The 24,456-nt window shown below is 63.5% G+C and carries 35 protein-coding genes; 25 read left to right on the top strand and 10 right to left on the bottom strand.

Annotation, left to right across the window (positions count from 1 at the left end):
- Positions 1-60 precede the first annotated feature (60 nt).
- Entirely contained in the window at positions 61-948 is an 888-nt protein-coding gene (locus AAAV44_RS04070; protein ID WP_349114680.1) for a methyltransferase domain-containing protein, read from the top strand.
- A 158-nt stretch (positions 949-1,106) separates the two neighbouring features.
- Positions 1,107-1,406: a YhbY family RNA-binding protein gene (locus AAAV44_RS04065; protein ID WP_006234690.1), complete on the top strand. Its 300-nt coding sequence runs from the start codon at positions 1,107-1,109 to the stop codon at positions 1,404-1,406.
- A gap of 69 nt (positions 1,407-1,475) precedes the next feature.
- Here AAAV44_RS04065 and AAAV44_RS04060 read toward each other — a convergent pair whose 3' ends face one another.
- The 10 genes from AAAV44_RS04060 to AAAV44_RS04015 form a co-directional block, all read right to left on the bottom strand.
- Complete coding sequence (locus AAAV44_RS04060) at positions 1,476-4,475, bottom strand: BTAD domain-containing putative transcriptional regulator (protein WP_349114679.1); 3,000 nt, start codon at positions 4,473-4,475, stop codon at positions 1,476-1,478.
- A gap of 448 nt (positions 4,476-4,923) precedes the next feature.
- A complete protein-coding gene (nagB, locus tag AAAV44_RS04055) occupies positions 4,924-5,652 on the bottom strand; it encodes a glucosamine-6-phosphate deaminase (protein ID WP_195443890.1) in 729 nt (242 codons plus the stop codon).
- Between the two features lie 271 nt (positions 5,653-5,923).
- Positions 5,924-6,391 (bottom strand): PTS glucose transporter subunit IIA, encoded by a 468-nt coding sequence (locus AAAV44_RS04050; RefSeq protein ID WP_349114678.1) that lies wholly within the window; start codon positions 6,389-6,391, stop codon positions 5,924-5,926.
- 101 nt (positions 6,392-6,492) lie between these two features.
- Positions 6,493-7,830: a phosphoglucosamine mutase gene (gene glmM, locus AAAV44_RS04045; RefSeq protein ID WP_349114676.1), complete on the bottom strand. Its 1,338-nt coding sequence runs from the start codon at positions 7,828-7,830 to the stop codon at positions 6,493-6,495.
- 123 nt (positions 7,831-7,953) lie between these two features.
- The gene (gene rpsI / locus AAAV44_RS04040) at positions 7,954-8,349 is read right to left on the bottom strand and encodes a 30S ribosomal protein S9 (protein WP_022094634.1); all 396 of its coding nucleotides are present in this window, start codon (positions 8,347-8,349) and stop codon (positions 7,954-7,956) included.
- A 2-nt stretch (positions 8,350-8,351) separates the two neighbouring features.
- Positions 8,352-8,795 carry a 50S ribosomal protein L13 gene (gene rplM / locus AAAV44_RS04035; RefSeq protein ID WP_022094635.1) on the bottom strand — a complete coding sequence of 148 codons (444 nt, stop codon included), beginning with the start codon at positions 8,793-8,795 and terminating at the stop codon, positions 8,352-8,354.
- 194 nt (positions 8,796-8,989) lie between these two features.
- On the bottom strand, positions 8,990-9,868 hold the full coding sequence (locus AAAV44_RS04030) for a patatin family protein (protein WP_349114674.1): 879 nt from the start codon (positions 9,866-9,868) through the stop codon (positions 8,990-8,992).
- 584 nt (positions 9,869-10,452) lie between these two features.
- Positions 10,453-12,009: a recombinase family protein gene (locus tag AAAV44_RS04025; protein WP_349114673.1), complete on the bottom strand. Its 1,557-nt coding sequence runs from the start codon at positions 12,007-12,009 to the stop codon at positions 10,453-10,455.
- A gap of 2 nt (positions 12,010-12,011) precedes the next feature.
- Positions 12,012-12,740 (bottom strand): hypothetical protein, encoded by a 729-nt coding sequence (locus tag AAAV44_RS04020; protein WP_349114672.1) that lies wholly within the window; start codon positions 12,738-12,740, stop codon positions 12,012-12,014.
- Between the two features lie 2 nt (positions 12,741-12,742).
- Positions 12,743-13,387 (bottom strand): XRE family transcriptional regulator, encoded by a 645-nt coding sequence (locus AAAV44_RS04015; protein WP_271736798.1) that lies wholly within the window; start codon positions 13,385-13,387, stop codon positions 12,743-12,745.
- Between the two features lie 115 nt (positions 13,388-13,502).
- Here AAAV44_RS04015 and AAAV44_RS04010 point away from each other — a divergent pair, with 115 nt between their 5' ends.
- From AAAV44_RS04010 to AAAV44_RS03900, 23 genes are all read left to right on the top strand, one after another.
- Positions 13,503-13,697: a helix-turn-helix transcriptional regulator gene (locus AAAV44_RS04010; protein WP_114513521.1), complete on the top strand. Its 195-nt coding sequence runs from the start codon at positions 13,503-13,505 to the stop codon at positions 13,695-13,697.
- Positions 13,698-13,719: 22 nt separating this feature from the next.
- The gene (locus AAAV44_RS04005; protein WP_271736802.1) at positions 13,720-14,058 is read left to right on the top strand and encodes a hypothetical protein; all 339 of its coding nucleotides are present in this window, start codon (positions 13,720-13,722) and stop codon (positions 14,056-14,058) included.
- 49 nt (positions 14,059-14,107) lie between these two features.
- Entirely contained in the window at positions 14,108-14,308 is a 201-nt protein-coding gene (locus AAAV44_RS04000; RefSeq protein WP_117637853.1) for a hypothetical protein, read from the top strand.
- An 88-nt stretch (positions 14,309-14,396) separates the two neighbouring features.
- Positions 14,397-14,597 (top strand): hypothetical protein, encoded by a 201-nt coding sequence (locus tag AAAV44_RS03995; RefSeq protein ID WP_271736806.1) that lies wholly within the window; start codon positions 14,397-14,399, stop codon positions 14,595-14,597.
- Positions 14,585-14,983: a hypothetical protein gene (locus tag AAAV44_RS03990; protein WP_271736807.1), complete on the top strand. Its 399-nt coding sequence runs from the start codon at positions 14,585-14,587 to the stop codon at positions 14,981-14,983. Before AAAV44_RS03995 ends, AAAV44_RS03990 begins: the two co-directional genes overlap by 13 nt.
- A complete protein-coding gene (locus AAAV44_RS03985) occupies positions 14,980-15,345 on the top strand; it encodes a RusA family crossover junction endodeoxyribonuclease (RefSeq protein WP_158551309.1) in 366 nt (121 codons plus the stop codon). The genes AAAV44_RS03990 and AAAV44_RS03985 overlap by 4 nt, the downstream gene beginning before the upstream one ends.
- Positions 15,342-15,899, top strand: a complete 558-nt coding sequence (locus tag AAAV44_RS03980; protein WP_117765305.1) for a hypothetical protein — start codon at positions 15,342-15,344, stop codon at positions 15,897-15,899. Before AAAV44_RS03985 ends, AAAV44_RS03980 begins: the two co-directional genes overlap by 4 nt.
- Before the next feature lie 42 nt (positions 15,900-15,941).
- Positions 15,942-16,238, top strand: coding sequence for a hypothetical protein (locus AAAV44_RS03975; RefSeq protein WP_117765307.1), 297 nt, complete (start codon positions 15,942-15,944; stop codon positions 16,236-16,238).
- Positions 16,226-17,509, top strand: a complete 1,284-nt coding sequence (locus AAAV44_RS03970) for a ParB N-terminal domain-containing protein (RefSeq protein WP_349114670.1) — start codon at positions 16,226-16,228, stop codon at positions 17,507-17,509. The genes AAAV44_RS03975 and AAAV44_RS03970 overlap by 13 nt, the downstream gene beginning before the upstream one ends.
- A complete protein-coding gene (locus AAAV44_RS03965) occupies positions 17,510-18,520 on the top strand; it encodes a DUF1351 domain-containing protein (RefSeq protein ID WP_349114669.1) in 1,011 nt (336 codons plus the stop codon).
- A gap of 1 nt (position 18,521) precedes the next feature.
- On the top strand, positions 18,522-19,094 hold the full coding sequence (locus AAAV44_RS03960) for an ERF family protein (protein WP_199410671.1): 573 nt from the start codon (positions 18,522-18,524) through the stop codon (positions 19,092-19,094).
- Complete coding sequence (locus AAAV44_RS03955; protein ID WP_117637860.1) at positions 19,095-19,448, top strand: hypothetical protein; 354 nt, start codon at positions 19,095-19,097, stop codon at positions 19,446-19,448.
- Positions 19,445-20,035: a single-stranded DNA-binding protein gene (locus tag AAAV44_RS03950; protein ID WP_349114667.1), complete on the top strand. Its 591-nt coding sequence runs from the start codon at positions 19,445-19,447 to the stop codon at positions 20,033-20,035. Before AAAV44_RS03955 ends, AAAV44_RS03950 begins: the two co-directional genes overlap by 4 nt.
- 19 nt (positions 20,036-20,054) lie before the next feature.
- Complete coding sequence (locus AAAV44_RS03945) at positions 20,055-20,756, top strand: conserved phage C-terminal domain-containing protein (protein WP_349114666.1); 702 nt, start codon at positions 20,055-20,057, stop codon at positions 20,754-20,756.
- Positions 20,740-21,468, top strand: a complete 729-nt coding sequence (locus AAAV44_RS03940) for an ATP-binding protein (protein ID WP_117637863.1) — start codon at positions 20,740-20,742, stop codon at positions 21,466-21,468. Before AAAV44_RS03945 ends, AAAV44_RS03940 begins: the two co-directional genes overlap by 17 nt.
- The gene (locus AAAV44_RS03935) at positions 21,455-21,850 is read left to right on the top strand and encodes a hypothetical protein (RefSeq protein WP_118349165.1); all 396 of its coding nucleotides are present in this window, start codon (positions 21,455-21,457) and stop codon (positions 21,848-21,850) included. Before AAAV44_RS03940 ends, AAAV44_RS03935 begins: the two co-directional genes overlap by 14 nt.
- A 256-nt stretch (positions 21,851-22,106) precedes the next feature.
- Positions 22,107-22,316 (top strand): hypothetical protein, encoded by a 210-nt coding sequence (locus AAAV44_RS03930; RefSeq protein ID WP_152067355.1) that lies wholly within the window; start codon positions 22,107-22,109, stop codon positions 22,314-22,316.
- Positions 22,313-22,504: a hypothetical protein gene (locus tag AAAV44_RS03925; RefSeq protein WP_117637866.1), complete on the top strand. Its 192-nt coding sequence runs from the start codon at positions 22,313-22,315 to the stop codon at positions 22,502-22,504. The genes AAAV44_RS03930 and AAAV44_RS03925 overlap by 4 nt, the downstream gene beginning before the upstream one ends.
- Positions 22,505-22,506: 2 nt before the next feature.
- Positions 22,507-23,022: a hypothetical protein gene (locus AAAV44_RS03920; protein WP_349114664.1), complete on the top strand. Its 516-nt coding sequence runs from the start codon at positions 22,507-22,509 to the stop codon at positions 23,020-23,022.
- 2 nt (positions 23,023-23,024) lie between these two features.
- A complete protein-coding gene (locus AAAV44_RS03915) occupies positions 23,025-23,210 on the top strand; it encodes a hypothetical protein (RefSeq protein WP_349114662.1) in 186 nt (61 codons plus the stop codon).
- Entirely contained in the window at positions 23,207-23,428 is a 222-nt protein-coding gene (locus AAAV44_RS03910) for a hypothetical protein (RefSeq protein ID WP_349114661.1), read from the top strand. The genes AAAV44_RS03915 and AAAV44_RS03910 overlap by 4 nt, the downstream gene beginning before the upstream one ends.
- Positions 23,425-23,559 carry a hypothetical protein gene (locus AAAV44_RS03905; protein WP_264297873.1) on the top strand — a complete coding sequence of 45 codons (135 nt, stop codon included), beginning with the start codon at positions 23,425-23,427 and terminating at the stop codon, positions 23,557-23,559. Before AAAV44_RS03910 ends, AAAV44_RS03905 begins: the two co-directional genes overlap by 4 nt.
- 103 nt (positions 23,560-23,662) lie before the next feature.
- Positions 23,663-24,456, top strand: a 794-nt coding sequence (locus AAAV44_RS03900) for a hypothetical protein (protein WP_349114660.1), incomplete at its 3' end; no start/stop codon positions are given.

Here is a 24,456-nt window from a genome sequence, read left to right as displayed (position 1 = left end):
ATGCTGGTTGCGGCTCTTCTTTTTGGGGGAGTCGCTTTTTTGTTGTGAGGGGGATGGCCCGTGGCTGATGATTTGATTCGTTCTGAGCTTCTTTCTGCTGATTGGAATGGCGAATGGATGCGCCTGCAGGCTGGTCGGCGGCGGGCTGATGATTCTTTTGAGTGGGATAAAAGGGCTCGGCATTTTCGGCCGCTTGAGACTGCTCCGTATGCCCGGGATTTTATAAAGCTGTTGGCGCTTGAGCCTGGTGAGTCGGTGCTGGATATGGGATGTGGGGCTGGGTCGATTGCTATTCCGCTTGCTCAGGCTGGGCATCCTTTGATTGCAGCCGACTTCTCCCCCGCTATGTTGGGCACCCTTGATGCCGGCATTGAGTATTACGGGCTCGAGGGGCGCATAACGCCGCTTGAGCTTGCTTGGGATGATGATTGGAATTTAGTTGGACCGGTCGCGAAAGCGGTGGATGTTGCCTTTGCCAGTCGGTCGGTTACGACGACCAATCTAAAAGGTGCGCTTGCCAAGCTTGACCGTACGGCTCGTCGGCGTTGTGCTGTCACGATGGTCGCCAACTCCAGCCCGCGCTATGATCTGCACTTGATGAACGCTATCGGTGCCTCGGTTACCTGCAGTAATGGTTTTGTGTATGCCTTTAACATCCTTATTCAGATGGGTGCGCTGCCACAGGTTACATACTTTGAATCGCCCCGCCGCGACACCTTCGATAGTCTCGAGGCGGGCGTGGCAGACTTTTCTCGCATGCTCGAACATGGCAACGAGGATAAGATCGACCGCCTGCGCGACTATATCGCCCAGCACATGATTGAGAACCCTCATGCCGGTGAGCCGGGCTCCAAGGGCGTGCCGCAGGGGCGCTATATGCTCGATCATGTCCGCAAGGTTCGTTGGGCGTTTATTGCATGGGAGCCGGTCTCTGCGCTCAGCTCATAGCCTGTTCGCAGCCCGCACCGTCCACCCGCCCGGCATCCGCATTCTTTTTGAACTGGGCAAATGCGCTCCACACCGCGCCGTTCCTGCGCTATCGTGGGACAGCTCACGTAGATTAAGGCCCCGTCGCGGGGCGCCCCATACATAGAAAGCGAGAACCCATGGCACTGACAGGAGCACAGGTCAAGCAGCTTCGCAGCATGGCCCATCACCTCAACCCCGCCATCATCATCGGCAAGTCCGATGTCAACGAGGGCACCGTCGAGCAGACGGTCGCCTACCTGGAGAAGCACGAGCTCGTTAAGTGCTCCGTGCTCGATGGCTCCAGTCTTTCCGCCCGCGAGGCCGCCGAAGAGCTCGCCGAGCGCTGCCACGCCGAGGTCGTCCAGGTTATCGGCCGCAAGTTCTCACTGTATCGCGAGTCCTCGCGCAAGGACATCGAGAAGATCAAGCTCGTCTAAGAGCCAATGATCCGGCGAACCAACACATAGCAAGCTTACGGGTGCCCAAGTACTTCGGGCGCCCGTTTTTTATCGCTCGACCAGCACGCGATTGAGCCGCCCCTCCACCAAGCGCTCGTATAGACGCCGCGTCTCGGGCTCGGGCACGCCATTGACCTGCTCCCTCAGATGGTGCATATGCCCACTGTATAGCTCGACGATATCGCGCCGCCGCCCCGCCGCACTGTAGACACGCATGGCGCAGCGCACCATATCCTCACGCGCCGTTTCCTGCCGAAGCCCCGACTCCGCCAGCCAAATCGCCGACTGCAGATCGTTTTCTTCTAGAGCGGCATCTGCTCCCTTAATCATGCAATCGATGTACTTTGACTGCATAATGCGTCGCATACGCAAAAAGTAGGTGGGATTACAGCCATTGGGAACATACAGCGGTCCGGCATAAAGCTGCTCAATTTTAAGGCACAGCTCAACTAAATGGGGCCCGCGCGCACCCGTGCGATTTCCCAAAACCTCACGGCTTATCTGGTCAAACAGCCGTACATCGGTCTTAACGTAGTCGCCGTTGAGTCCGATGCATTCATTTTGGATGAGCACACACGACTTGCCATCCGGCGTCGGCCCCAAAGCCGACCGCAAGCGCGATATCGTCGAGTACAGGTTATTGCGGGCGCTATTGAACTCGGCATGGGGCCACAGCTCCATGGCCAGCGTCTCACGATCGACGAGCGCATCCATGCCCAGCGCAAGCCGCTCGGCAAGTGTCGCCGCCTTCTTGCGACGCCACATTTTGTCCGTGATGGGAAACCCGTCGCGCTCGGCGCGAAACGCACCAAACATGCGAATCTCGATATGGTCGATGGTATCAACGGCTTCAACCTCGCCGGCCTGGAACAGGCGCTCGCCCTCCCCTTCCAAATCGTCGCGCAGCGAGTACCGCGACAGTTCGCGCACGGGAAGCTTCTTGCGTATCCTGGCCGCCGGCTCGCCCAGACAATGCATGGCAAGGCGCGCAAAGAGCCGATACGATGGCTCTAGAATCCCCGCACGATTCATGGACATCCAGGCCGCAAGGTCGCTGTCTCGGCCCGCACAGGCCAAATGCAGCGCCACCATCCAGGCTTCTGCGCCACCAACCTGCGTCTGGCTTATATCGAGCAACTCCGCTTCCTCGCGCACCGAAACCATCGATGTATTTCGCAGATATGCCGCGCGCTCCAGCAGCAATGCGTTATCGCGCATGTACGCAATCGACTCCTCGGCAAGTTTGAGCACTTGGACCGCACGGAACTTTGCATTAACCGGCCGTCCCTCTGCCAGCGACTGCCAGCCTTCTAACAACAGGCCAAACAGCTGAATCTGGTTGTCGCGCATGCGCACGGCAAAACGATCGAGCTCGTTGAACGCCGCGTCGTCGGTTACCGGCAAGCCGGAAAGGAGCCGCCGTGCCGCCAACACCATGCGCACCCAGATAGCCATCGCCTTAAGTCCACGTACGTCGAGCGCCTCCCGCACCACCGTCATCTCGTCGTCGCGCTCGTCGGTTCCTACAAACGACCCGTCAAAGAGCTCCACCAGCATGCTGTCGGCCCGTATAACAATCCCCGCGATGTCGAGCTCGCAGTCGTAGGCCTTGCTCGTTTTGAGCTGCTGTAGAACGCCGCCGTCATCTCCCCGCTCGGTCAGGCAGTGCTTGACCTCGATATGCGCAGACAACATATTAAGTGCGGTATGGGATGTCTCGATTTCTGGCACGGCCAGATTCGTAGGAAGCCCAAGCCCGTTGTCCCCATAGCAAACAGCCGTCAGTGTCTGGGCCACCCTCCATGAAACAGGGTCTATTTCGCAGGCCGCCCGTTCGCCCCCGCGCTCGATGACCGATGCCATATAGCGAGCGAGCTTTGTATTGGACACGCTGACCGCTGCCAGATATACGCCGAGCGCCTCGGCAGGCGTTGGCTCTGGAGCCGGATCGTCGGCATCAATCGTGCCCAGCGCTGCTCGGCAGATATCGGCCCCGTGCCCCGTCAGAGCAAGATCGACCCCATACTGACCAGCAAGTTCAAGAACCGCCTCACGATCCAAAAAGGCGTCCGCCAGGCCCATCGCCGCATCGCATCGGCCCGCCTTAAGCAAAATCCGGGCCGCCCTCGGAACAAGTTCGGGGCGAACCTCGGCCACCAACTTACGCAAACGCAAGCGTCCGTTATCCTCCGTGCCCAGACACGTAAAACTCCGCTCGGCGGGGTCTAAGCCAAAGATCGGGTAGTCGCGTACAAAGTAGGACTGGTCGACCATCGACAGCCTCACCCCGCAAGCCTCGAGTTCCGAGATATTGCCCTCGCCCATCAAAACCATGAGACATGCCACGCAAAACAGCGCATTATTGTCGAGCGAAGCCAGATCGACAAGTGCCGCGCCATATACGTTGACAATCTCGTTTTCGAGCAGACCGGCTACGTCGCCTTGGCCATACAGACCAGTCTGCAATGCCGAAACGAGCTCGGGCACGCCCTGCGTGAGCTGATAAAAGTCGAGCGATGTGCTGATCGAAAACGCCGATGCCCACGCCGAATACTCATAGGCATGCACCTTGAGCATCTGCGCATTGATCTTAACCGAATCGCCCAGCCCATGAATCAGCTGACGATTTGAAGGACGGCAGGAGATAAAGACCCCTATCCCCATAGCGCGCAGGCCGCGAATCCTGTCGATGAGGTCTTCGGTATCGTGCTGATCGAGGTTTGGCACATTATCAATCGCGATAAGGGAGTGCGGTTTGTCTTTGAGTTCTTCGGTAACCACCTCGAGCTGCATAAACACCTCGCGCCCAATGGCGCGATCGGCCTCGATAATCCGCACGGGGCCTCGCGTCGGGTCGCATTTAACCTCATGGGTGTACTGCAGCAACACCGAAGTCTTCCCAAACCCGTCGGGCGCATAAAGAACCACGATGCCGGCCTTTCGGCCCTTGGCGATAAGCTCATTCATCAAGCGTTCGCGTCGCACCATATAGCCTCCGCCTAACGGCATCAGCTCGAGGTCGTCTATACCGCTCAAATCGTTTACCATGCCCGCTCCTCAACTCGACCGTATGGACACTGTAGCCGCAAGACCATACAAGCCGCGCTATGAATAGAGCGACCTTGTGTTTTAGGTTGTCTTTTGGTACGCAAGCGGCAAGTTTTTGTACAGCGAGGGCCGATTGTTATTAATCCCCCGACTAATCGGTCTTTAAGCAGGTAAATGAGCTTGTCAGCTTGTCCCATCTAAGCGGCAGTGTAACGCAAATGAACAAGGTTCAACTATGTCATTCAACTCGCCTAGCACCCGCTACCGTCTACGACCTTTTAGTGGCATTTTTGCATAGAATCTGATATAGAATGAATCAAACTGTTGGGCGTCCGGCGTTCGTCAAGCTTGCGGCAAGATTTTGGTCAAGTGGGCGGACAGGGATAGCAAAAAGGCCCCCGCAAAGCGGAGGCCTTAGGCAAGGCTATGTCGAGCTGCAGGATTCGCGCTACTCGCAGAGCGAAAGGGCGGCCTCGTCGGCAACGACAACGCAGTTGGTGTGCAGCTGTAGGATCGAAGCCGGGCACTCGGGCGTAACCGGACCATAGCACATGTCATGCACGGCCTGAGCCTTGGCCTCGCCGTTGGCGACGACCAGGATCATGCGGGCATACATGATGGTCTGGGTACCCATGGTGTAGGCCTGACGGGGAACATCGTCGATGCTGTCGAACAGGCGGCTGTTGGCCTGAATGGTGCTCTCGGTGAGATCGACGCAGTGCGTGCCCTTGGAGAAGTGGTCATCGGGCTCGTTGAAGCCAATGTGGCCGTTGTTGCCAATGCCGAGCAGCTGCAGATCCGGATAACCGGCGTCGGCGACAATCTTGTCGTACTCAGAGCAGGCAGCGGCGGCGTCGGGGTTGGAACCGTCGGGCACATGCGTGTTGTTCAGGTCGATGTTGATGTGATCGAAGAAGTTCTCACGCATGAAGTAGTGATAGCTCTGGGGATCGTCGTGCGAAAGGCCGCGATACTCGTCCAGGTTGTAGGTGCTGACCTCGGCAAAGTCGACGTCACCCTTCTTGTACCAAGCAGCAAGCTGCTTGTAGGCACCGATCGGGGTGGAGCCGGTGGCAAGACCCAGCACACAGTCGGGCTTGAGGATAACCTGCGCCGAGATAATATTGGCGGCCTTGCGGCTCATATCCTCGTAGTCTTTAGCTTTAATGATCTTCATTACGCGTCCTTTCTCGTACAAGAGAGGCAAGGCTCCCTTACAAGCACTTGCCCGCGGCCCGCGTCGGCCGCAACCAACGTGTGCGGCCACCAGGGCGAGGTCGCGTAATGTATGTGTCTCGTGTCTAACCGCGTCGAGGCCCCTGCCCGTCCACGGTGACCCAAAGCCTTTTAGCTTCGGACAAATCCCATCTTGCCACGGAGGGCGTCCTCTTTCAAGGGCGCCCTCCGTAAACGTGTTTGAATTGTAGGCTAATGGCCACGTGCACTTGCTAGCGCTCGCGAGCAACGATGAGCTGGTCCATCTCTTCGACATGCACGCCAACGGAGCCCTTGATGCTCGAGAACTCAACGGAGTTGCACACCAAGATGGGAACCGTCACATCGTAGCCCTCGGCAGCAATTGCCTCGCGATCGAACTCAATGAGTACATCGCCCTTATGGACGATGTCACCCACTTGCGCATGTACGGTAAAGTGCTTGCCCTCGAGCTGAACAGTGTCCAAACCAACGTGGATGAGCACGTCCAGGCCATCGACCGTGTTAAGCGCAACGGCGTGTCCCGTGGGAAAAATAGCCTCGACCTTGGCATCAGCTGGTGCAATCACACGCGTTCCGGTGGGCTGAATCGCCACGCCCTGGCCCAAAAGGCCGGTAGCAAACGTCTGGTCGCTTACCTCGGAAAGTGGAATGACGTCGCCCGAGATGGGAGCATCCAGCGTAAGGACTCGACCACGCATACCCAAAGACCTTAGGACTTTAGTGAACATGCTCCCCCTCGGACATACCAATCAATCAAAATAACCTTAACAGTTTACCACTTGGCACCCGTTTTTGACCATTAGGGAAGTTCGCGCTTGACAACCTCGACGATGTCGTCGACAACGCGCTGGGTCAGCTCGTGCGTCTCGGCCTCGGCCATCACGCGGACCAGCGGCTCGGTACCGCTCGGGCGCACCAGAATGCGGCCGCGGCCGTCAAGCTCCTTCTCGGCAGCAGCGACGGCATCCCAAATGGGCTGGCAATCGTCCAGACCAGCCTTGTTGTCGGAATGCACGTTGACGAGTACCTGCGGGTACTTCTTCATGATGCCGGCAAGATCGGTGAGGGTGCGACCGGTGCGCTTGAGCACGGCCAGCAGCTGCAGAGCCGTCACCAGGCCGTCACCGGTGGTGTTGTGCTCCAGGAAGATGATGTGGCCGGACTGCTCGCCACCGATGACGGCACCGTCCTCGAGCATACGCTCAAGAACATAGCGGTCGCCCACGGCGGTCTGGACCATCTCGAAGCCCTGCTCCTTCATAGCGATGGAGAAGCCCAGGTTGCACATGACGGTCGAGACGATCTCGGAGTTGGCGAGCTTGCCACGAGCGGCAAGGTCAGAACCGCAGATAGCCAGGATGTAGTCACCGTCGATCTCATTGCCCTCGCTGTCCACGAACAGTACGCGGTCGGCGTCACCATCGTGGGCCAGACCGATGTCAGCATGGGTGCGCAACACGAGCTCGCGCAGGGGCTCGAGGTGCGTAGAGCCGCACTCAACGTTAATGTCGGTGCCGCAGTAATCGGTGTTGATGGCATGGACCGTGGCACCCAGGCGCTGCAGCGCGGCGGGCGTGGTCTGGCAAGAAGCGCCATGGCCGCAGTCGACGGCAACGACTAGGCCATCGAGCCTCAGGCCATCGAGCGTATCGATGGCATGATCGACATATGCCTTGCGGGCGTCCTTCATCTTGATAATGTGGCCCACGCCGGCACCGCTCGGCAGCGTGTCGGCAGCCATGGCTTCCTCGGACATGACCCAGGCGCTGATCTCTTCCTCGACAGCATCGGGAAGCTTCATTCCTTTGCGGCTAAAGAACTTGATGCCGTTGAACTCCGGCGGATTGTGCGAAGCGGAGATGACGATGCCGCCGTCGAGCTCGTTTTGAACAGTGAGCAGCGCCACGGCAGGCGTGGGGATGACGCCGCAGCAGTGCGGACGGCCGCCCTCGGCCATGATGCCGGCGGTCAGAGCGCTCTCGAGCATGGTGCCCGAAAGGCGCGTGTCACGGCCGATGCAGATGTCCGGACCAAGGAACTTGGTCGCCGCGCGGCCCAGGCGAAACGCGAGGTCGCACGAGAGGTCGGCGTTGGCGACGCCGCGGACGCCGTCGGTACCGAAGATGTTCTGGGGCATAGGATCGCTCCTTCCCTAGCAGGCGATATGCAACCGCCCACCCTAGTCGAAAAAGAAAAGCGGGACCCGCCGAGGAATCGGCAGGCCCCGCTTGTACATTGTATCTCGAAAGGAGATAAAACCTTAGCGCTTGGAGAACTGGGGAGCGCGGCGGGCCTTCTTGAGGCCGTACTTCTTGCGCTCGACCACGCGAGCATCGCGCGTAAGGAAACCGGCCTTCTTGAGGTCAGCACGGTAGTCGCCAGCGTTCAGAAGAGCGCGAGCGATGCCCAGGCGCAGAGCGCCGGACTGACCGGAAATGCCGCCGCCATCGCACAGAGCGATAACGTCGAACTGACCGGCGGTGTCGGTCACCTTGAAGGGAGCAAGGGCGTTCTCAACGAGCTGATGACGGCCGAAATACTGCTCGGCGTCACGCTTGTTGATGGTCACCTTGCCGGTGCCGGGGACGAGACGGACGCGGGCGACGGCGTTCTTACGACGGCCGGTACCCTGGTAGACAACGGTGTTCTCAGCCATCTTTAAGCCTCCAGCTCAATCTTCGTGGGGTTCTGGGCAGCATGCGGATGCTCGGCACCAGCGTAGACCTTAAGCTTGGTCATCTGGGCACGGCCGAGGGTGGTCTTGGGCAGCATGCCGCGAACGGCGCGCTCGATGACCTTCTCCGGGTGCTTCTCCATAGCCTGGCGGAAGCTCTCAGCCTTGAGGCCGCCGTTGTAGCCGCTGTGGCGATAATAGGTCTTCGTGTCAGCCTTGTTACCGGTAAGCTGGACCTTATCGGCGTTGATGACGACAACGAAGTCGCCGCAGTCGCTGTTGGGCGTGAACTGGGGCTTGTTCTTACCGCGCAGGATCATTGCGATCTGGGTGGCAAGACGGCCCAGGACAGCACCATCGGCGTCGACGAGAACCCAGTTGCGCTGGACCTCGCCCTGCTTGGCGTAGTGAGTCGATTTCGAAATCACTTAGACTCCTCCATGTACAGTACGTGTTGTTACAGAGATTCACGGGGCTCTGCAAGTAACCCGTCCATATTACCCCGCTCGCCGTACGAGTCAACAGGTATTTTGGCTCCGACCAGAGTTTCTGCACATGTCATCCACGAGCCGTGATTTTTCCTGCTGTTTAGCTGTTGTCATTTTTTGAGGGTTCGCCGTCGTTAGCGCTCAACGAACTCTTGGATTTCCGCGAGCAGGCGCTTTGCCTCCTGACGGCCCTGGATATACAGGTCCAAAAGCTTTGCCGAATCGTGCTCGACATGGCCGACCTCGACCGGCTTTTGCGGAGCAACGACCAACGCGCGGCCCTCGCGCTCATACTTCCACAGGTGCATGCGTTGTATGTTGTAGCGGTCGTGGCGCGTCTCGATTCCCTCGAGCAGATAGGGGTAGTCGGCATAGCGGGCGCGCGCGGCAGGCATAAACTCGTAAGGCTTTTTCTCATACGAACGATCCTGCGTGACGATGACGACTGCACGGTCGAAGCCCGCCTCCTCCAGCACGTGCTCGATGGGGATCGAATCGGCTACGCCGCCGTCGACGTATTTGTGCCCGTCAATCTCGACCGGCGGCGTCACCAGCGGCAACGAGGTCGATGCGCGCACGGCGTCGAGATCGAGCACGGCGCTTTTGACCGGGAGGTACGTGGCGGTTCCAAAGAGCATATCCGTCGCGACGGCGTACATCTCGATGGGGCTCGCGTCGAACGTCTCGTTGTCAAAGGGATCCAGGCGGTCTTGGACGTCGTTGAAGATAAAGTCGTAGCCCACAATAGAGCCCGTGGACGCAAACGATGCGGCGCCCATGAAGCGGCTGTCGTTGCAGAAAGCCAGGTTGATGCGGTTGGCACGGCCGATCTGGTGCGACTTGTAGTTCACGCCGTTGAGGGCACCGGCCGATACACCGTAGACAGCCGGAATCTCGACGCCGGCCTCCATGAGAACGTCGAGCACGCCCGCGGTAAACTGCCCGCGGAAGCTGCCGCCCTCCAGGACGAGCGCGACCTTGCCAGCGTTCTTTGCCTTATCTTCTGCAGTCATATTGACCTCCTGCGATTGCGTTTTGGCTTTCTTCTACCCAGTTTTGGGATGGCGTGAGCGCAGGTTTTTTGAGGCGGCAGGCGAAGCGGAAAGTGTGTCCCAGTTTGAGGCGGGATTCTGGGATGCGCTTTCCGCTTGGACCGCCGCTGGGAAAGCGCATCCCGTTCTGAGCGCGGATTCCGGGATGAACTTTCCGCTAGCCATTCATTTGGAAATTGCATCCCATTCCGAATGAGGATTCCGGGATGCGGTTTCCACTTGATGTGCCATCCGGAAACTACGTCCCAGTCTGAGCGCGGATTCCGGGATGGACTTTCCGCCTGGGCCGCCATTGGGAAAACGTGTCCCGGCCTGCGTTGCCAAGGCGTTTTCTTTACGCTCGCGCCCTGCATAGAGTTCGATTCTCCGCGGTACGGGGGGGATCCGTTGATGCGGCGCATGGCCGGCTGAGATTCGATGAACATCGCATCCATATTGAGCTGATAGTTTGCGCGGAGAATCCGCGTATTTGCTTCGCAAATACGCACCGGCTTCGGCCGCCTGCCGGCGTCCTCGCCCGCTCGCTACAAACGCTTCGCGTTTGTTTAACGCTCGCGCCCTGCATAGAGTTCGATTCTCCGCGATACGGACAAGAAATAAAAAGGCAGGTAGATATAAGTATCTACCTGCCTGTTACTTATGGTGGAGCTGGCGTTCATTCGGTCGAACACCTCGCCACCTGGACCTATAGCGCCAGGCAGCGACGGATTATCGCCCAAGCCGGCAGAATCGTCAAACGTGAACGCCACGCGCAGGCCGTCGTCATCGTCGGGGCCGCCCAGCACCACGCGCGCTACGAACGTGCGCAGGAGCTGCGCGTCGTCCACCTCGGCGGCGGCCATGCCCTCAAGCCAGAACAGCGCGCGGTCGTAGTCAAGGCGGGCGGCCTCAAGGGCCTCGGCCGTGCGCAGCTCGTCCTTGAGGAGCGCCTGCCGCTGCTTCAGCGCGTCTATGCGCTCCTTGCCGCCCGGCGGCGCAATGCCCGACTCGATGGCCGTCCATATGTTGGAGAACGCCGTCTCGATCTTGGCCAGCTCGCCCTTTATGGTCTCGCTCAAGGGCCTCTCGTCGGCGCGCTCCTCCTCGGCGTCGGCCAGCATGCGAGCGATGCGCTCGCGGCTGTCGGCGCTGCCCAGGGCCTCGCGCACGGCGTCGGCCACGCGCTTCTCCACGACATCGCGGCGCACGGTGCGCCCGCAGCTGCGGCAGCGGTAGTAGTGATAGGGCCTGCCCGACTTGCCCGTTCCGCTGGTGCCGGTCATCAGCCCGCCGTCGCGCCCGTCGTAGAGCTTGCCCGTGAGCGGGAAGTCCCACGCTTCGGTCTTGGCGCGGGGCCTGTGCGAGTCCTCAAGCATCCGTATCACCCTCTCCTCGTCATCCATGGGAACGATGGCGGGCATGCCGCCGGGCACGACCACGCCCGCGTAGCGGTACTCCCCGCCGTTCTCCCGCCGCATCAGTATGCGGCGCACCGTCTGGAAGCGCCACTTGCCGCCGCGCTTGGTGCGGTACGGCTCCCAGGCGCGCACCACGTCGGCCACCGACTTGCCCGACAAGACCATGCGCACGCCCAGGCGGATGGCGGCGGCCTCCTCCTCGTTGACCACGTAGCGCCCGTCCACTATGTCCCAGCCGTAGCGCACGCAGCCGTTGGCCATGCACCGCTCGGCGTTCTTCTGTATGCCGTCGCGTATGCGCTCGCCGTCGAGCGCGCTCTCGTACTCCGCCAGCACCTCCAGCATGCCCAGCTGCAGCACGCCCGCCGAGCCGTCCGAAATGTCCTCGCCCGCGTACAGTATCTCGACGCGGCAGCGGCGCAGCATGATGCGCGCCATGGCCATCTCGTCGCGGTTGCGCATGATTCGGGTAACTTTATATATGACCACGAAATCGAACAGCCCTCGCTTGGCGTCGGCCATCATGCGCTGGAACTCGGCGCGGTCGGTGTTGGTGCCCGTCTGCGCGAAGTCGCAGTACGTGGCCACCACGCGCAGGTCGTTCTCGGCGCAGTAGGCGCGGGACTTCTCCACCTGTATCTCTATGGACTCGCCGCGCTGGTTGTGGCTCGAGAAGCGGGCGTATATCGCCGCACGTCCACCCATGGCTACGCCCTGTACAGCTCTACGAGGTCATCGTTGGGCGCTGCCCTGTAATTCAGCACGTTTAAGGCTATAGCGCCGTCGATAATCTTGAAATATGCGCCATAGTACACATGGTTGCGCCAGTAATGGATAACGGCCTTCCCCATCAACCCGTCGCGAAGGTACGACACGGTGCCGTGCGAGCCGTTATCGTTCTTGCCGTACGAGTTGAAGCAGACCTCCACCGGGTACTTGGCGTTTTTCCCCGTCTTCGTCAACGGGTGAAGGCTCAACGTCACACGGTTTTCCGGGACTGTCACAACTGAATCAACGGCTTCAACCCGCGCGAAGTTCGTGCGGAGGCTTGGCAGCGACGGCACGCCTGTGACAGCGGGCGTGAGCATGCGTTCCAGTTTCGCCACGTTCGCCTTCACGGCCGCAACCGCATCCGCATCGCCATAATAAGAGCGTTCGTCGGCAAACACCTGGCCGGTCTCGCGCTCATACTTGACCACCGTATGGCATAGGTACGGCTTATTATCAAACGGGAACGGCCCCAAATCGTATTCCGGACACGCCATGGCGGGCGGCACCTCGTGCTCACGCAAGATGCGGGCTTCCTCGGTGCGCTGGGCTTCTTCCTCTGCGCGGCGCTTTTGCTCCGCCTTTCGTTTCTCCTCGGCGAACTCGCGCATGGCGCGCTTTTCATCTCGCGCCGCTTTCGACGCATGCAAGAAATCAAACAAGCCCATGGCTACTCCATCTCGTTGGCGGCTTGGAACCACACCACCGTGCCGATCACGCGCACGGGGCCGTCGTCCATGCCGAAAATCATGTCCTCGTAGTCCTCGAAGCTATCCGCCGACAGCATCAGCTTGGTGCTGCCCTTGTACCAGCGGCGCATGACCGCGCGGTAGTCCTCGGTCTCCACCACGGCGATGGACCCGTTGGCGGGCTGGCGGTCGGGGTCGACCAGCACGTGGCTGCCCTCGGGTATGACGCGGTTCATGCAGTCGCCCTCGACCTCCAGGGCGAACGCGCGCGGATGTCCGGCGCACACCGAGGCGGGCACCTCAACGCGGTGCGCTATCTCCTCCTCGTCGGCGAGCGCGCCGGCGTGCACGCGCCCGAGCGTGAGCAGCGGCACGGTGGCGCTGCTGGCCACCACGGGCATGGCACCGAAAGGCAAGACAACGCCATCTGTTCCCTCGTCAATAACCTCGCCTTTACTGATATTGAAATAATCCGCAATACGCTGAACTGCGCCCATGCGAGGCACTGCTCGCCCGTTTTCCCACTGAGATACGGCCATAGCGGAGACGGCGGCAACTTTGCCGAACTCCTCCTGCGTCATGTCGTGCTGCGTCCTAATCCTTCGGATGTTCTCGGCTATGCTCACATGTCCTCCTTCCGCTGCGACCGTTAAAATCTTTTTACAGAATATGACAAATCTTCTTTACAGTCACTATATGTTTGGTTATAGTCTTAGGCATACCAAGCAAGGAGGTGATTCGATGGAATTGGTTGATGCGCGCAAGAAGGCACGGTACTCACAGGAGGCCGTGGCTGGCCTTCTCGGCATCTCGCGGCCCACGTACGCAAAGATGGAAAGCAACCCCGATAGCGTGACTATCGAGGACGCCAAAAAACTGGCAAAACTTTTCGGCGTGCGTGTGGCTGATATTTTTTTCGGCAGCAACGATAGTTAAACCTATAGATAGGAGACACACCATGACCACCAAGAGCCACCAGCCCGAGTTCGTCGCCGAGATCATCGGCAAAACGCTCGACCACCTCATCGACGACCGCAAGCGCGTGGCCGTCAGCTTCGAGCTGGCCGAGAACGGCTGCATGGAGGAGACGCACGCCAGCCTCAAGCGCCGCATCGCGGCCATGTGGGGCTTCCAGACGAGCGGCATCGAGCTTCTGGAGGCGAGCACGACCTGGTTCGAGCTCGGCGGCATGCAGTTCAACGTCTACAGCTCCGTGCAGTTCAGCGTGAACGGCAAGGGCTGGAGCACCGACTTCAAGACCATCGCGCGCGACACCGCGTACGACGAGAAGGAGTAGGCCATGCTGAACGAGGTGACCGTACGGGGGGGGGTTCACCGCCCTCAACGTGAAGAGCGGCAAGTGCGTGCTGCAGTTTGAGCTGGACCCGAAGTTCCGTGACTTCATCCCCAAGCTGGTGGAGTTCACGGGGCAGATGCTCAACATCCACGTGTACGACGACCAGGAGGTGATGTTCGTGGATAGGGACACCGGTGAGGTCGCCTACGAGGACGCCCCGCTGCTTCTGCCGGGCGTCGCGGGCGAATGACCCCGATACAGCGCGCCATGTGCGACGAGTGCGCCGCCATGATGCGCGAGTTCTACAAGGACCCAGAGAACGAGAGGAAGTTCCAGGAATGGAAAAGATCGAGGGAAAGAGGGTGCGCGTCGCAGCCGGCAAGCGAAAGACGCGCACCGCAACGGTTCACTTCCGAACCGAGACCAGTGTAACACCCGAGCAGCGCCGCGAGAGGCTGCAGGCCGTTTTCGCCGCCCTGTTCGTCTGCGCGTGCATCGCCGCCACATGGGCGCTGGAGGCAACAGTATGGCCGAGGTAGACGCCAAGGCCCAGGCCCTCGTGGCCAAGGCGTGCGACTGGGTTGCCTCGAACCCCGATACATGGGCGAAGCTGCGCCGCATCTGCTACCGCCTGATGCTGGAGGGCCACGTCATCCAGCGCGACAACGTGTACACCCTGGCGTGCCAGAACGGCATGACCGTGAGCGAGGCCAGTGAGTTCAAGCGCGACCACAACCTGTGGAGCGTGCTGTCCCGCTACATGGTGCTGCAGCGCCCCTCCATGCTGGCCGCCGTGAGCTTCCGCCGCACGCCGGTGGACTCCGTGGACCTGGTGGGCACGTGGGAGGCCATCGTGGGCCCAGCCGTTTTCGCCGCCTCCACGCTAACCGAGGCGCAGGGCATCTACGACAGGGGCGCGCAATGAGGTGCACGGTCACGGTCGAGGGCCGAATGCCGAGCCTGAACGACTACATCAGCGCCGAGCGCGCCAACCGCTACAAGGCGGCGGCCATGAAGAAGCGCGAGACGGCGCGCGTGAGGGCGGCGGCCATGCAGCAGCGCGCGCCGCGCTTCGAGCGCCGGGTGACCGTGCGCACCACGTTCTACGAGCCCGACATGCGCCGCGACGCCGACAACGTGGGCTTCGCGCGCAAGTTCGTGCTCGACGGCCTGGTGGCGGCGGGCGTAATCAAGGACGACTCCCGCAAGTACGTGGAGCAGTGCCCCGACAGGGTGCTCACCGACAGGGCGCGCCCCCGCGTGGTCGTGGAGGTGAGCGACGAGTGACCCGCCGAGACAAGGGCAGGCCACACAGGGCGTGGCGCAAGGCCGACCTCGACCGCATAGCCGAGCTGGCGGGAAAGGTGCCCGCCCGCGAGATTCGCCGCGAGCTGCGGCTGTCCAAGAACCAGTTGGATAACGCGCGGCGCGTGATCAACGCCAGCGGCGGCCACGTGTCCCTGCGCTGCTACCGCCACCGCCTGGAGCTGTGCCCGTCGTGCGGGTGCCGCAGGGCGACCCTCGGCAAGGACGGCATCTGCGAACCGTGCAGACGCCAGCAGCAGCTTGAGGCCATAGAGGCCCGCATAGCCGAGCTGCTGCCGAGGCTGACCGCAGAGGAGCGCCGCACCTACGAGCGCACCGAGTGCGGCCGAGAGAGCCGCGCCGACCCCATGCCGCAGGCCCCGGACACCTCGGGCATGAGCCGCTACGCCGCCGACAAGGCAGCAGAGGCGCACGACGAGGCCATGGAGCGATGGCTGTGCCGTTACCTGTACCGCAGGGTCAAGGCGGCGCAGAAGCGCAAGGAGCGCATAGAGAAAAAAGTTCCGAAATCCTGAAAAGTTTTTATCACTTTTAGTTTTCCCAGTTAGGAGACCCAAATGCTCACGGAAATCATCAGCAAGACCGTCGCGGACAAGACGGTGGACAGCATCCTGAAGCGCATCGAGCGCGCCGTCCCCGTGCCCGAGCCGGGCGACGGCGGCTTCGACGCCGCCATGCGCCAGGCGTTCAACATGGGGGCCGCCTGCATGGCCGCGCAGATCAAGAACGGCCCCGTGCCCACCAAGCGCATCGCGCTCATGGGCGAGGTGGCCCGCGTGGCGTGCCGCGCCCGCCTGGTGGGCATGGAGTGCCGCGTGGTCGTAGACGAGGAGGCCCGCGCATGCAATCGCTAGAGGAGGTCGCGATCTGCGACGTGTACCCCTACGAGCGCGCCGACGGCGAGCCGATGAACCCGCGCGACTTCACCACCAGGGAGAGCGCCGAGCACATCGCAGGGCTGGCCGCGCAGTTCAAGGCCAACCGCCTCAACCCCGGCCAGCCCGTCATGAAGCCCATCCTGTACAAGGAGGGCGGCATCTACTGGATCATCGACGGCGAGTGCCGCGTGCGCGCCATGAGGGCCATCGGCACCGAGCGTTTCCTCGCCGAGGTCTACGACGACCTGGACGACGCCGAGCTGGCGCGCGTGGAGGCCGCCAAGGCCATGGTGGAGACCGACGCCAAGCTGGGGCTGACCGCCGAGGAGAAGTCGCGCGGCGTGCAGACCATGCTGGCGCTCGACATTCCCGACGAGGAGGTGGCCGTGGCCGCCCGCACCGACGCGGGCACCGTGGCCAAGGCGCGCCGCGCCGCCCGCAGGGTGCAGGACGCCGCCTACGACATGACGCTCGACCGCCTGGCCGCCATCGCCGAGTTCGAGGGCGACGACGAGGCCGTGGCCGAGCTGCGCGACTGCAAGCAGTCCGAATGGCAGCGCGTGTACGCGGGCCTGAAGGCCAAGGCCGAGCAGAGGCGCAACCGCGCCGAGGTGGTGGCGGTGCTTGCCGACGCGGGCGTCGAGTTCGTCGACGAATGCCCCGAGGGCTTCGCCGCATGCCGCACGTTTTCCGACTACCGCCCCGACCTGGCGGCGCTGGACGCCTACGTGGTCGACAACGCGGGCGCGGGGCTTCTGGCCGAGGAGACGTCGTTCGGCGTGACCCTGCTGGCGCCGGTGGCCGAGGGGGCCGACGAGGCCGCACAGGCCGCAGCCCAGCGCAAGGCCGACTTCCAGGCCGCCTACGAGGACGGCGCGAAGGCCCGCCGCGAGTGGCTTGCCGCCCACGCGGGCGACCTCAAGTCGATGCGCCGCACGGCTCTGGCGCTGACCGCGTTCTCCATGGAGGCCGAGGCCGTGGAATCGTTCGAGGAGCTGCTGGGCCGACCCATCGACCGCACGCCCACCGAGCTGGCCGTGGCCATGGGCTGGCGGGCAGCGTGGAACATGAGCGGCTGGACGGCCTGGAACCTCATGGAAGGCGGCAGCTCCGTGTACCTCAACCGAGCGACGGCCGAGAACGTGACCATCATCTACGAGGCCATGAAGGCCGACGGCTACGAGCCGAACGCGGCCGAGACGGAAACCTACGAGGCGTGCATGGCGCGCCTGGGAAGCGAGGAGTAAATGAGCGAAGCAGTTGAGGCCGAGATCATCGAGCCCGAGGAGGCGTCAGAGCTGACCGTGGCGTACTCCCCCGCCGTGATCGAGGCCAACTTCGACGCCCTGGAGGCGCACGTGCGCAGGCTGGTGGCCGACTACGAGGGCGCGACCTACGACATGGGCAAGGACGAGAACGTGAAGGCCGCCAAGCGCGACCGCGCCTACCTCAACGGCATCGCCAAGGAGATAGACGAGCGCCGCAAGGCCGTGAGCCGCGAGTATACGAAGCCCCTGGCCGCGTTCGAGGACAGGTGCAAGGCCGTGGCGGGCATCGCGAAGCAGGCAGCCGACGGCATCAAGGCGCAGCTGGACGAGGCCGAGGAGGAGCGCCAGCTGCGCGCGTACGCCAAGCTGCGGGAGCACTACGAGGAGTTCGCCGGGCTGCTGGCCCCCGTCGTGCCCTATGAGCGTTTCCACGAGAAGCAGTGGACCAACAAGACCTTCGGCGAGGTGAAGGCATTCAAGGCCCTGGAGGCCAAGGTGGAGCGCCTGGCCCAGGACTGGGAAACCCTCAAGGCGCAGTTCCAGGGCGAGCCGTTCTACGACGAGGCCGAGCGCGAGCTGTTCGCCACCCTGGACCTGGGCGCGGCCATAACGGCGGCGCACAAGGCCGAGGAGGAGCGCCGGCGCATCGCCGAGCTGAAAGCGGCCATGGAGCCGGAACCCGTGGAAGAGCCCAAGCCCGAGCCCGAAGCGGTGCCCGAGCCCGCGGAATGCCAGCCCGCAGAGTTCCCGCAGCCGCTTGAGCAGATGCCCGAGCCGCAGCCCGCGCCCATGCCCGCCCCGGTGCCGCCAGCGCCGCCCGCACCGGCACCCGTGGCCATGGCGGGCGACCCGTGGACGGTCGTGGTGCCGTGCGCCACGCGCGAGCAGATGCAGGGCGTCGCGGCGGCCCTCAAGGCGCAGGGCGTCGTGGGCACCATCATGCACGGCACGGTGGGCCAGGTTTACGAGCGGATGAACGGAGGCTACTAGCATGACCCAGGAACAGCAGTCCATCGACCTCATGGCGGCCGTTGCCCGCGTGCAGCGCGCCGTGGTGGTGCCCAAGGCCAAGTACAACGCTTTCGGCAAGTTCAGCTACCGCAGCTACGAGGACATAGTGGCCGCGCTGAAGGAGCCGTGCGCCAAGGAGGGCCTGGCGTTCTTCATGACCGACGAGCTGGTGCAGATAGGCGACCGCTACTACGTGAAGTCCACGGCGTGCGTGTTCCCCGCCGAGGGCGGCGAGGGCCTGCTGCAGGTGAGCGCCTACGCCCGCGAGGACGAGCACAAGAAGGGCTCGGACGACGCCCAGGTGACCGGCATGGCGTCGAGCTACGCCCGCAAGTACGCGCTGTGCGGCGCGTTCGCCATCGACGGGCAGAGCGATCCCGACGCCATGGAGGAGCAGCCCGCGCCCGAGGAGAAGCAGCCGCCCGCAGACGGCCCCTTCACGGCCCACTGCCGCAGCTGCGGGGCGCGCTACCAGTTCGCCAGCATGCCGCAGTACATGGAGTTCGTGGCCAACAGCCCGTGCTGCCCGCGCCCCGACTGGCAGGTGGAGTAGATGCAGGCGCTCACCGAGGAGCTGGACGAGCTGACCGACAGGCTGGAGGCCGAGCTGAAGACCTGCAAGGAGTCGGGCTGCCAGTACGCCGAGAACGAGGCCGAGTACCGCAAGGCCCTGCGCATCGCCATCCTGAACGAGCGCCAGAAGGGCACGCCCGTCACCATCATCGGCGACGTGTGCCGGGGCCAGGAGCAGATAGCGGAGGCCAAGCGCCGCCGCGACTGCTCCGAGGCCATCTACAAGGCCTCGCAGGAGGCCATCAACGTAATCAAGCTGCGTATCCGCATGGTAGACGCGCAGATCACCCGCATCTGGAACAGCGGGGACGTAACCCAAGGAGGGTATCTATGAGCATCAACCGCGTGTGCATATCCGGCAACCTGACCCGCGACCCCGTGCTGCGCTCCACGTCTGGCGGCATGTCCGTGCTGTCCATGGGCGTGGCCGTCAACGACCGCCGCAAGAACCAGCAGACCGGGCAGTGGGAGGACTACCCGAACTTCGTGGACTGCACGCTGTTCGGCACCCGCGGCGAGAAGCTGGCGCAGTACCTCGCCAAAGGCAGCAAGGTGGCCATCGAGGGCAAGCTGCGCTACCGCAGCTGGAACGACCAGCAGACCGGCCAGAAGCGCAGCGCGCTGGAGGTCGTGGTGGACGAGCTGGAGTTCATGAGCGGCCAGCAACAGCAGCAGGGCTACGCGCCGCAGCAGTACGCGCCCCAGGCGGCCCCGCAAGCGCCGCAGGCCCGCACGTACGGCCAGGGACGCCCCGCCCCGGCACCTGCGCCGCAGCAGCCCGCCTACGCGCCGCAGCCGGCCACTCAGCAGGCGTACGCGCCACAGCAGCCCGCGCCGCAGCAGCAGGCCATGCCGCAGCAGCAGGCCATGCCGCAGCAGCAGGCCATGCCCGATCTGTACGACGAGGATATCCCGTTTTAGGGAAGGCGACGGCGACACTATGGGCATGGTTATACACGACGACTTCTGGGCGGCCGCGCAGGCCATGCCCGAGAAGCAGCGCGCGCCGTTCATCTACGCCATCGTCGAGTACCGGTTCACGGGCAAGGAGCCGCAGGGCAGCCCCGCGTGGCTGCCTACCTTCCTGGTGCTCAAGGGCAGGCTCGACATGGGCGACGAGAAGAGCGAGCGCGCAAGGAAGGCGGCCAACGCCCGCTGGGGCAACAGGCCGGGGAAGGAAGACGCGGTGGACGATGCGGCGGCACGGGCGCAAGCCGATGCGCAAGCACATGCGGGAGCATATGCGGATACAGATGCAGTCGCACATGCGCAAGCAGATGCGGATGCACATGCAGGCGCATCGAGTTGCGACAATGCAGAGGTTGAGGTTGAGGTTGAGTATATAGATAACCCCTTAATCCCCTTTGACGAAATCGTGCATGCGCTCAACGAGGCAGCCGGCACCCGCTACCGCTCAAGCAGCGCCAAGACCCGCAGGCTGATACACGCCCGCTGGGCCGAGGGCTACCGCCTCCCCGACTTCCTGGCCGTCATCGACACGATGGCAGCCGAGTGGGCGGGCGACCCGAAGATGGCCAAGTACCTGCGGCCCTCCACGCTGTTCTCGCCGAAGTTCGAGGACTACGTGAACCGCGGCCCGAGGACCCGGAAGGAGGCCGACGGCTATGCCGAGTACGACTGAGTGCCCCCACTGCGGGGCGCAGCTGGAGGTCCGCTACGTGGTGCTGGCTGGCCGCCGCACCTTCTGCGGCTGGAAGCCGTGCGGCTGCCCGGGTGCCGTGGCGGAGCGCGACGAGCGTTCGCGCCTTGAGGCCAGGGCCAAGGCCGAGGAGGCCGCAGCCAAACGCCGCCGGGCCTACGAGCGGGCCGGAATCAAGCCACGCTTCATGACGGCCGCCTCCCCCATGGCCGAGGGCATTGCCGCGAAGGTTGAGCAAGGGCGCGGAGCGTACATCTGCGGCCCCGTGGGAACCGGCAAGACCCACCTAGCGAGCGCCGTGGCGCGGCTCCTGGTGGACGGCGGCACCAGCGTGAGGGTGACCGACATGCTGGGCGTGCTGGCCGCCATCAAGGGCACCTACGGCGGCGACGGCACCGAGGACGGCGTGCTGTCCAGGCTCTCCCGCGTGGGGTGCCTGGTGCTGGACGACCTGGGCAAGGAGTCCCCCACCGACTGGACGCTGGGGCAGGTGTTCCGCGTCGTGAACGACAGGTACGAGAACATGAGGCCCGTGGTCGTGACCACGCAGTACGGCAAGGGCGACCTCATACGCCGCCTGGCCAAGAACGGCGACGAGGAGACGGCGGTGGCCATCGTGAGCCGCCTGTCGGAGATGTGCGACAAGTACGAGCTGCAAGGCAAGGACAGGAGGCTATCGAATGGCAAACGTTGACACGCTGCCCGAGATCCTGCGCCCCCTCATGGAGGGGCCGAGCATCGAGACGCCCAGGTGCGCCGTGTGCGGCGCGCCGTGGCCGCTCAACCGCCACCACATCGTGAGGCGCGGGGCGGGCAAGCTGTTCCGCGACGGGCGCGAGGTTCCCAAGCCCACGGTGATGCTGTGCGGCAGCGGCAACGGCAGCGGCTGCCACGGGCTGGCGCACGCCAACCGGCTGCACTTCCGCTGGGTCAGGGCCGAGCAGAGGTTCAACCGCCCCGCCCCGCCGGGCTCGGGGCACTGGGAGTACCTGCTGCTGCCGGAACCGACCAAGTACGCGGATGCCCTGGCCATGGACGGCTGGGGTCGGCTGCCGAGGGGCAGGCGGTGCATGTGAGCGGGTACGAGCCTTCAAGCGGGTGGAACCTCCCGCCCGGGTGCTTCGAGTCCGACCCCAGGGCACCGTGGAACCGGCCCGACCCGTGGGAGGGCCGCACGTGCCGGGAGTGCCGCTTCTGCGGCCGCGTGCAGGGCGCTGGCGGCGAGGCCGTGTGCGCCCGCGACGCCATGACGGGCGGCGGCCCCGACGTGGAGGCGGTAGACGAGACAAGCGAGGCATGCGAGTGCTTCGAGTTCGAATAGGAGACGAAACGATGAAGAAGATCTACGCGGTGGCCACGGAGAGCGACGTGGTGCTGGCGTTCGAGAGCAGATCGGACGCAGACGAGTACGCAGGCGAGCACGACGGCATGGCGGTGCTGCCGGTGCCGTGCGTGGGGGCCTACGAGTACCCCAGCGAGAAGCCGGCCACCGACTGGGACCGAATCGCCGACGCTCTGCCGAAGGGAGGCGAACAGGCATGAGGCTGTACATGTGCGCATGCGAACGCTGCGGCAAGGAGGTGCCGGCGACCCTGGCGGGTTACGCCAAGATGGTGCTGAGGAACAGCGCGCGAATCGACGGCAAGGCAAGGGCCTTGTGCCCGGAGTGCGCCGAGAGCCTGCGGGCGTGGTTCCTCGCAGGCGCGGTGAAGCCGGAAGGAAGGGAGTAGCCATGGGAATCATCTGCGAGAGCTGCGGGCGCGACATCGACGCCCTGGGGCAGGACAACATGAGCTGCGTGGACGCGCCGCTGTGCGAGGACTGCTGGAACGAGCAGCAGAGCCACGCGGTAGCAGTCCTTCGCCGAGAGAACGATCGCCTGCGAGGCGACCTCGCCGAGATGGGGCGCAAGCTCGCCGAGGCCAGGCAGAGGCTGCGCAGCGACGGGTCGGCGGACTGCAAGCGGCTGCGCCGCGAGGTGGAGACCGTCTACGAGGTGAGCCGCGAGCGCGCCCTGGCGCTCACGAAGCTGGACGAGTGCGAGATGTGGCTGGGGCGCTGCGAGCCGAGGGAGACGGCGGCACCGACGCTCGGCGGCGCGGCCCAGGACGCCGCCATGCCTTGCCTCAAGGCCGAAGAGGCGCGCGGTTTCGCGATGCCCGACGTGAACGTGGAGGTAACGGCCGAGGAGCTGGCCAAGAGCCTGCGCGAGGCCATGAAGCCGGCCATGCGGATGGCGGTGGAGTAGCCATGGAGCAGCAGACCGAGAAGCCGAAGCGCCGACCCAGTATCGAGGTGCGCTGCCCGAAGTGCGGCATGCGCGAGATCTGGCACCACCTGCCCAAGGGCGGCGACCGCTGCCGCTGGTGCGGTCACCTGTTCGAGGACTACACCTACCGCAAGGTCGGGCCGAGCGCGAAGGAGGGGGCGCGATGACGAACTGGGAGCACCTTTTCGGCGCGCCCGAGCGGGCCATCCACACGGAGGTGGAGTTCCACTCGTGGCCCTTCTTCATCGCCGTGTATGAGACGAGCCGCATGAGCAGCTGCACTACCAGCAAGCGGCTGCTGGCCAGCTTCTGCGAGGAGGCCGACTACCTGGAATGGCTCAAGGCCGAGTACGACGACGGCACCGTCGAGTGGGAGGACGAATGAACCGCCCGGGATGCAACTGGGGGTGCCTGCTGTTCATAGCGGCGGCAATCGCCATAGACGCGGCGGCCATCTACGCCATAAGGGCGCTGGCGCTCGGGCTCATGGCCATGGCCGTGGCGGCGTGCGGATAGGGGCAACCGAATACGGAAACAGGCAGAGGGCCGTCCTTCGGGGCGGCCTTTTCCGTGCCCGGCGACACGCTTGCGACCATATGGGCCGAGAGATAGGAGACGCATGGCGAGAGGCGAGACATACGAGGAGTTCACGGCCAAGTTCGAGCCGAAGAGGACGACGGACGACTGCTACACCCCGCCCGAGGTGTACGACTGCGTGCTGCGGTGGGCGCGCCGGGAGTACGGGTTCGACCTGGCGAAGGTGGCGCGCCCGTTCTACCCGGGCGGCGACTACGAGCGCGAGGAGTACCCGGAGGGCTGCACCGTCGTGGACAACCCGCCGTTCTCCATCCTGAGCAAAATCGTCAAGCACTACCAGGAGCGCGGCGTGGGCTTCTTCCTGTTCGCCCCTACCCTGACGTGCATGGGCATCCGCAACTGCTGCAAGGTCGTGACGGGCGTCGGCGTGATATACGCCAACGGCGCGAACGTCAACACCTCGTTCGTGACCAACCTCGACCCCGCCCAGGCGAGAAGCGCGCCCGACCTGCGCGCCGAGCTGGATGTCGAGATAGAGCGCCTGCGCCGCGAGAAGGCCAAGGCGCTGCCGAAGTACGAGTACCCCGACGAGGTGCTGACCGCGCCCATGCTGGCGCGCTACTCCAAGTACGGCATCGACTTCCGCGTAGGCCCGCAGGAGTGCAGCTTCACGAGGGCGCTCGACGCGCAGCGCGGCCAGGGCAAGGCGATATGCGGCAGCGGCTACCTCATATCAGAGCGTGCAGCCGCAGAGCGTGCAGCCGCAGAGCGTGCAGCCGCAGAGCGTGCAGCCGCAGAGCGTGCAGCCGCAGAGCGTGCAGCCGCAGAGCGTGCAGCCGCAGAGCGTGCAGCCGCAGAGCGTGCAGCCGCAGAGCG

The organism is Collinsella sp. CLA-AP-H1 (assembly GCF_040092945.1).
Classification (GTDB): Bacteria; Actinomycetota; Coriobacteriia; order Coriobacteriales; family Coriobacteriaceae; genus Collinsella.
The sequence above is the reverse complement of the archived record's forward strand: the minus strand, read 5'-3'. Positions and strand labels throughout refer to the sequence as shown.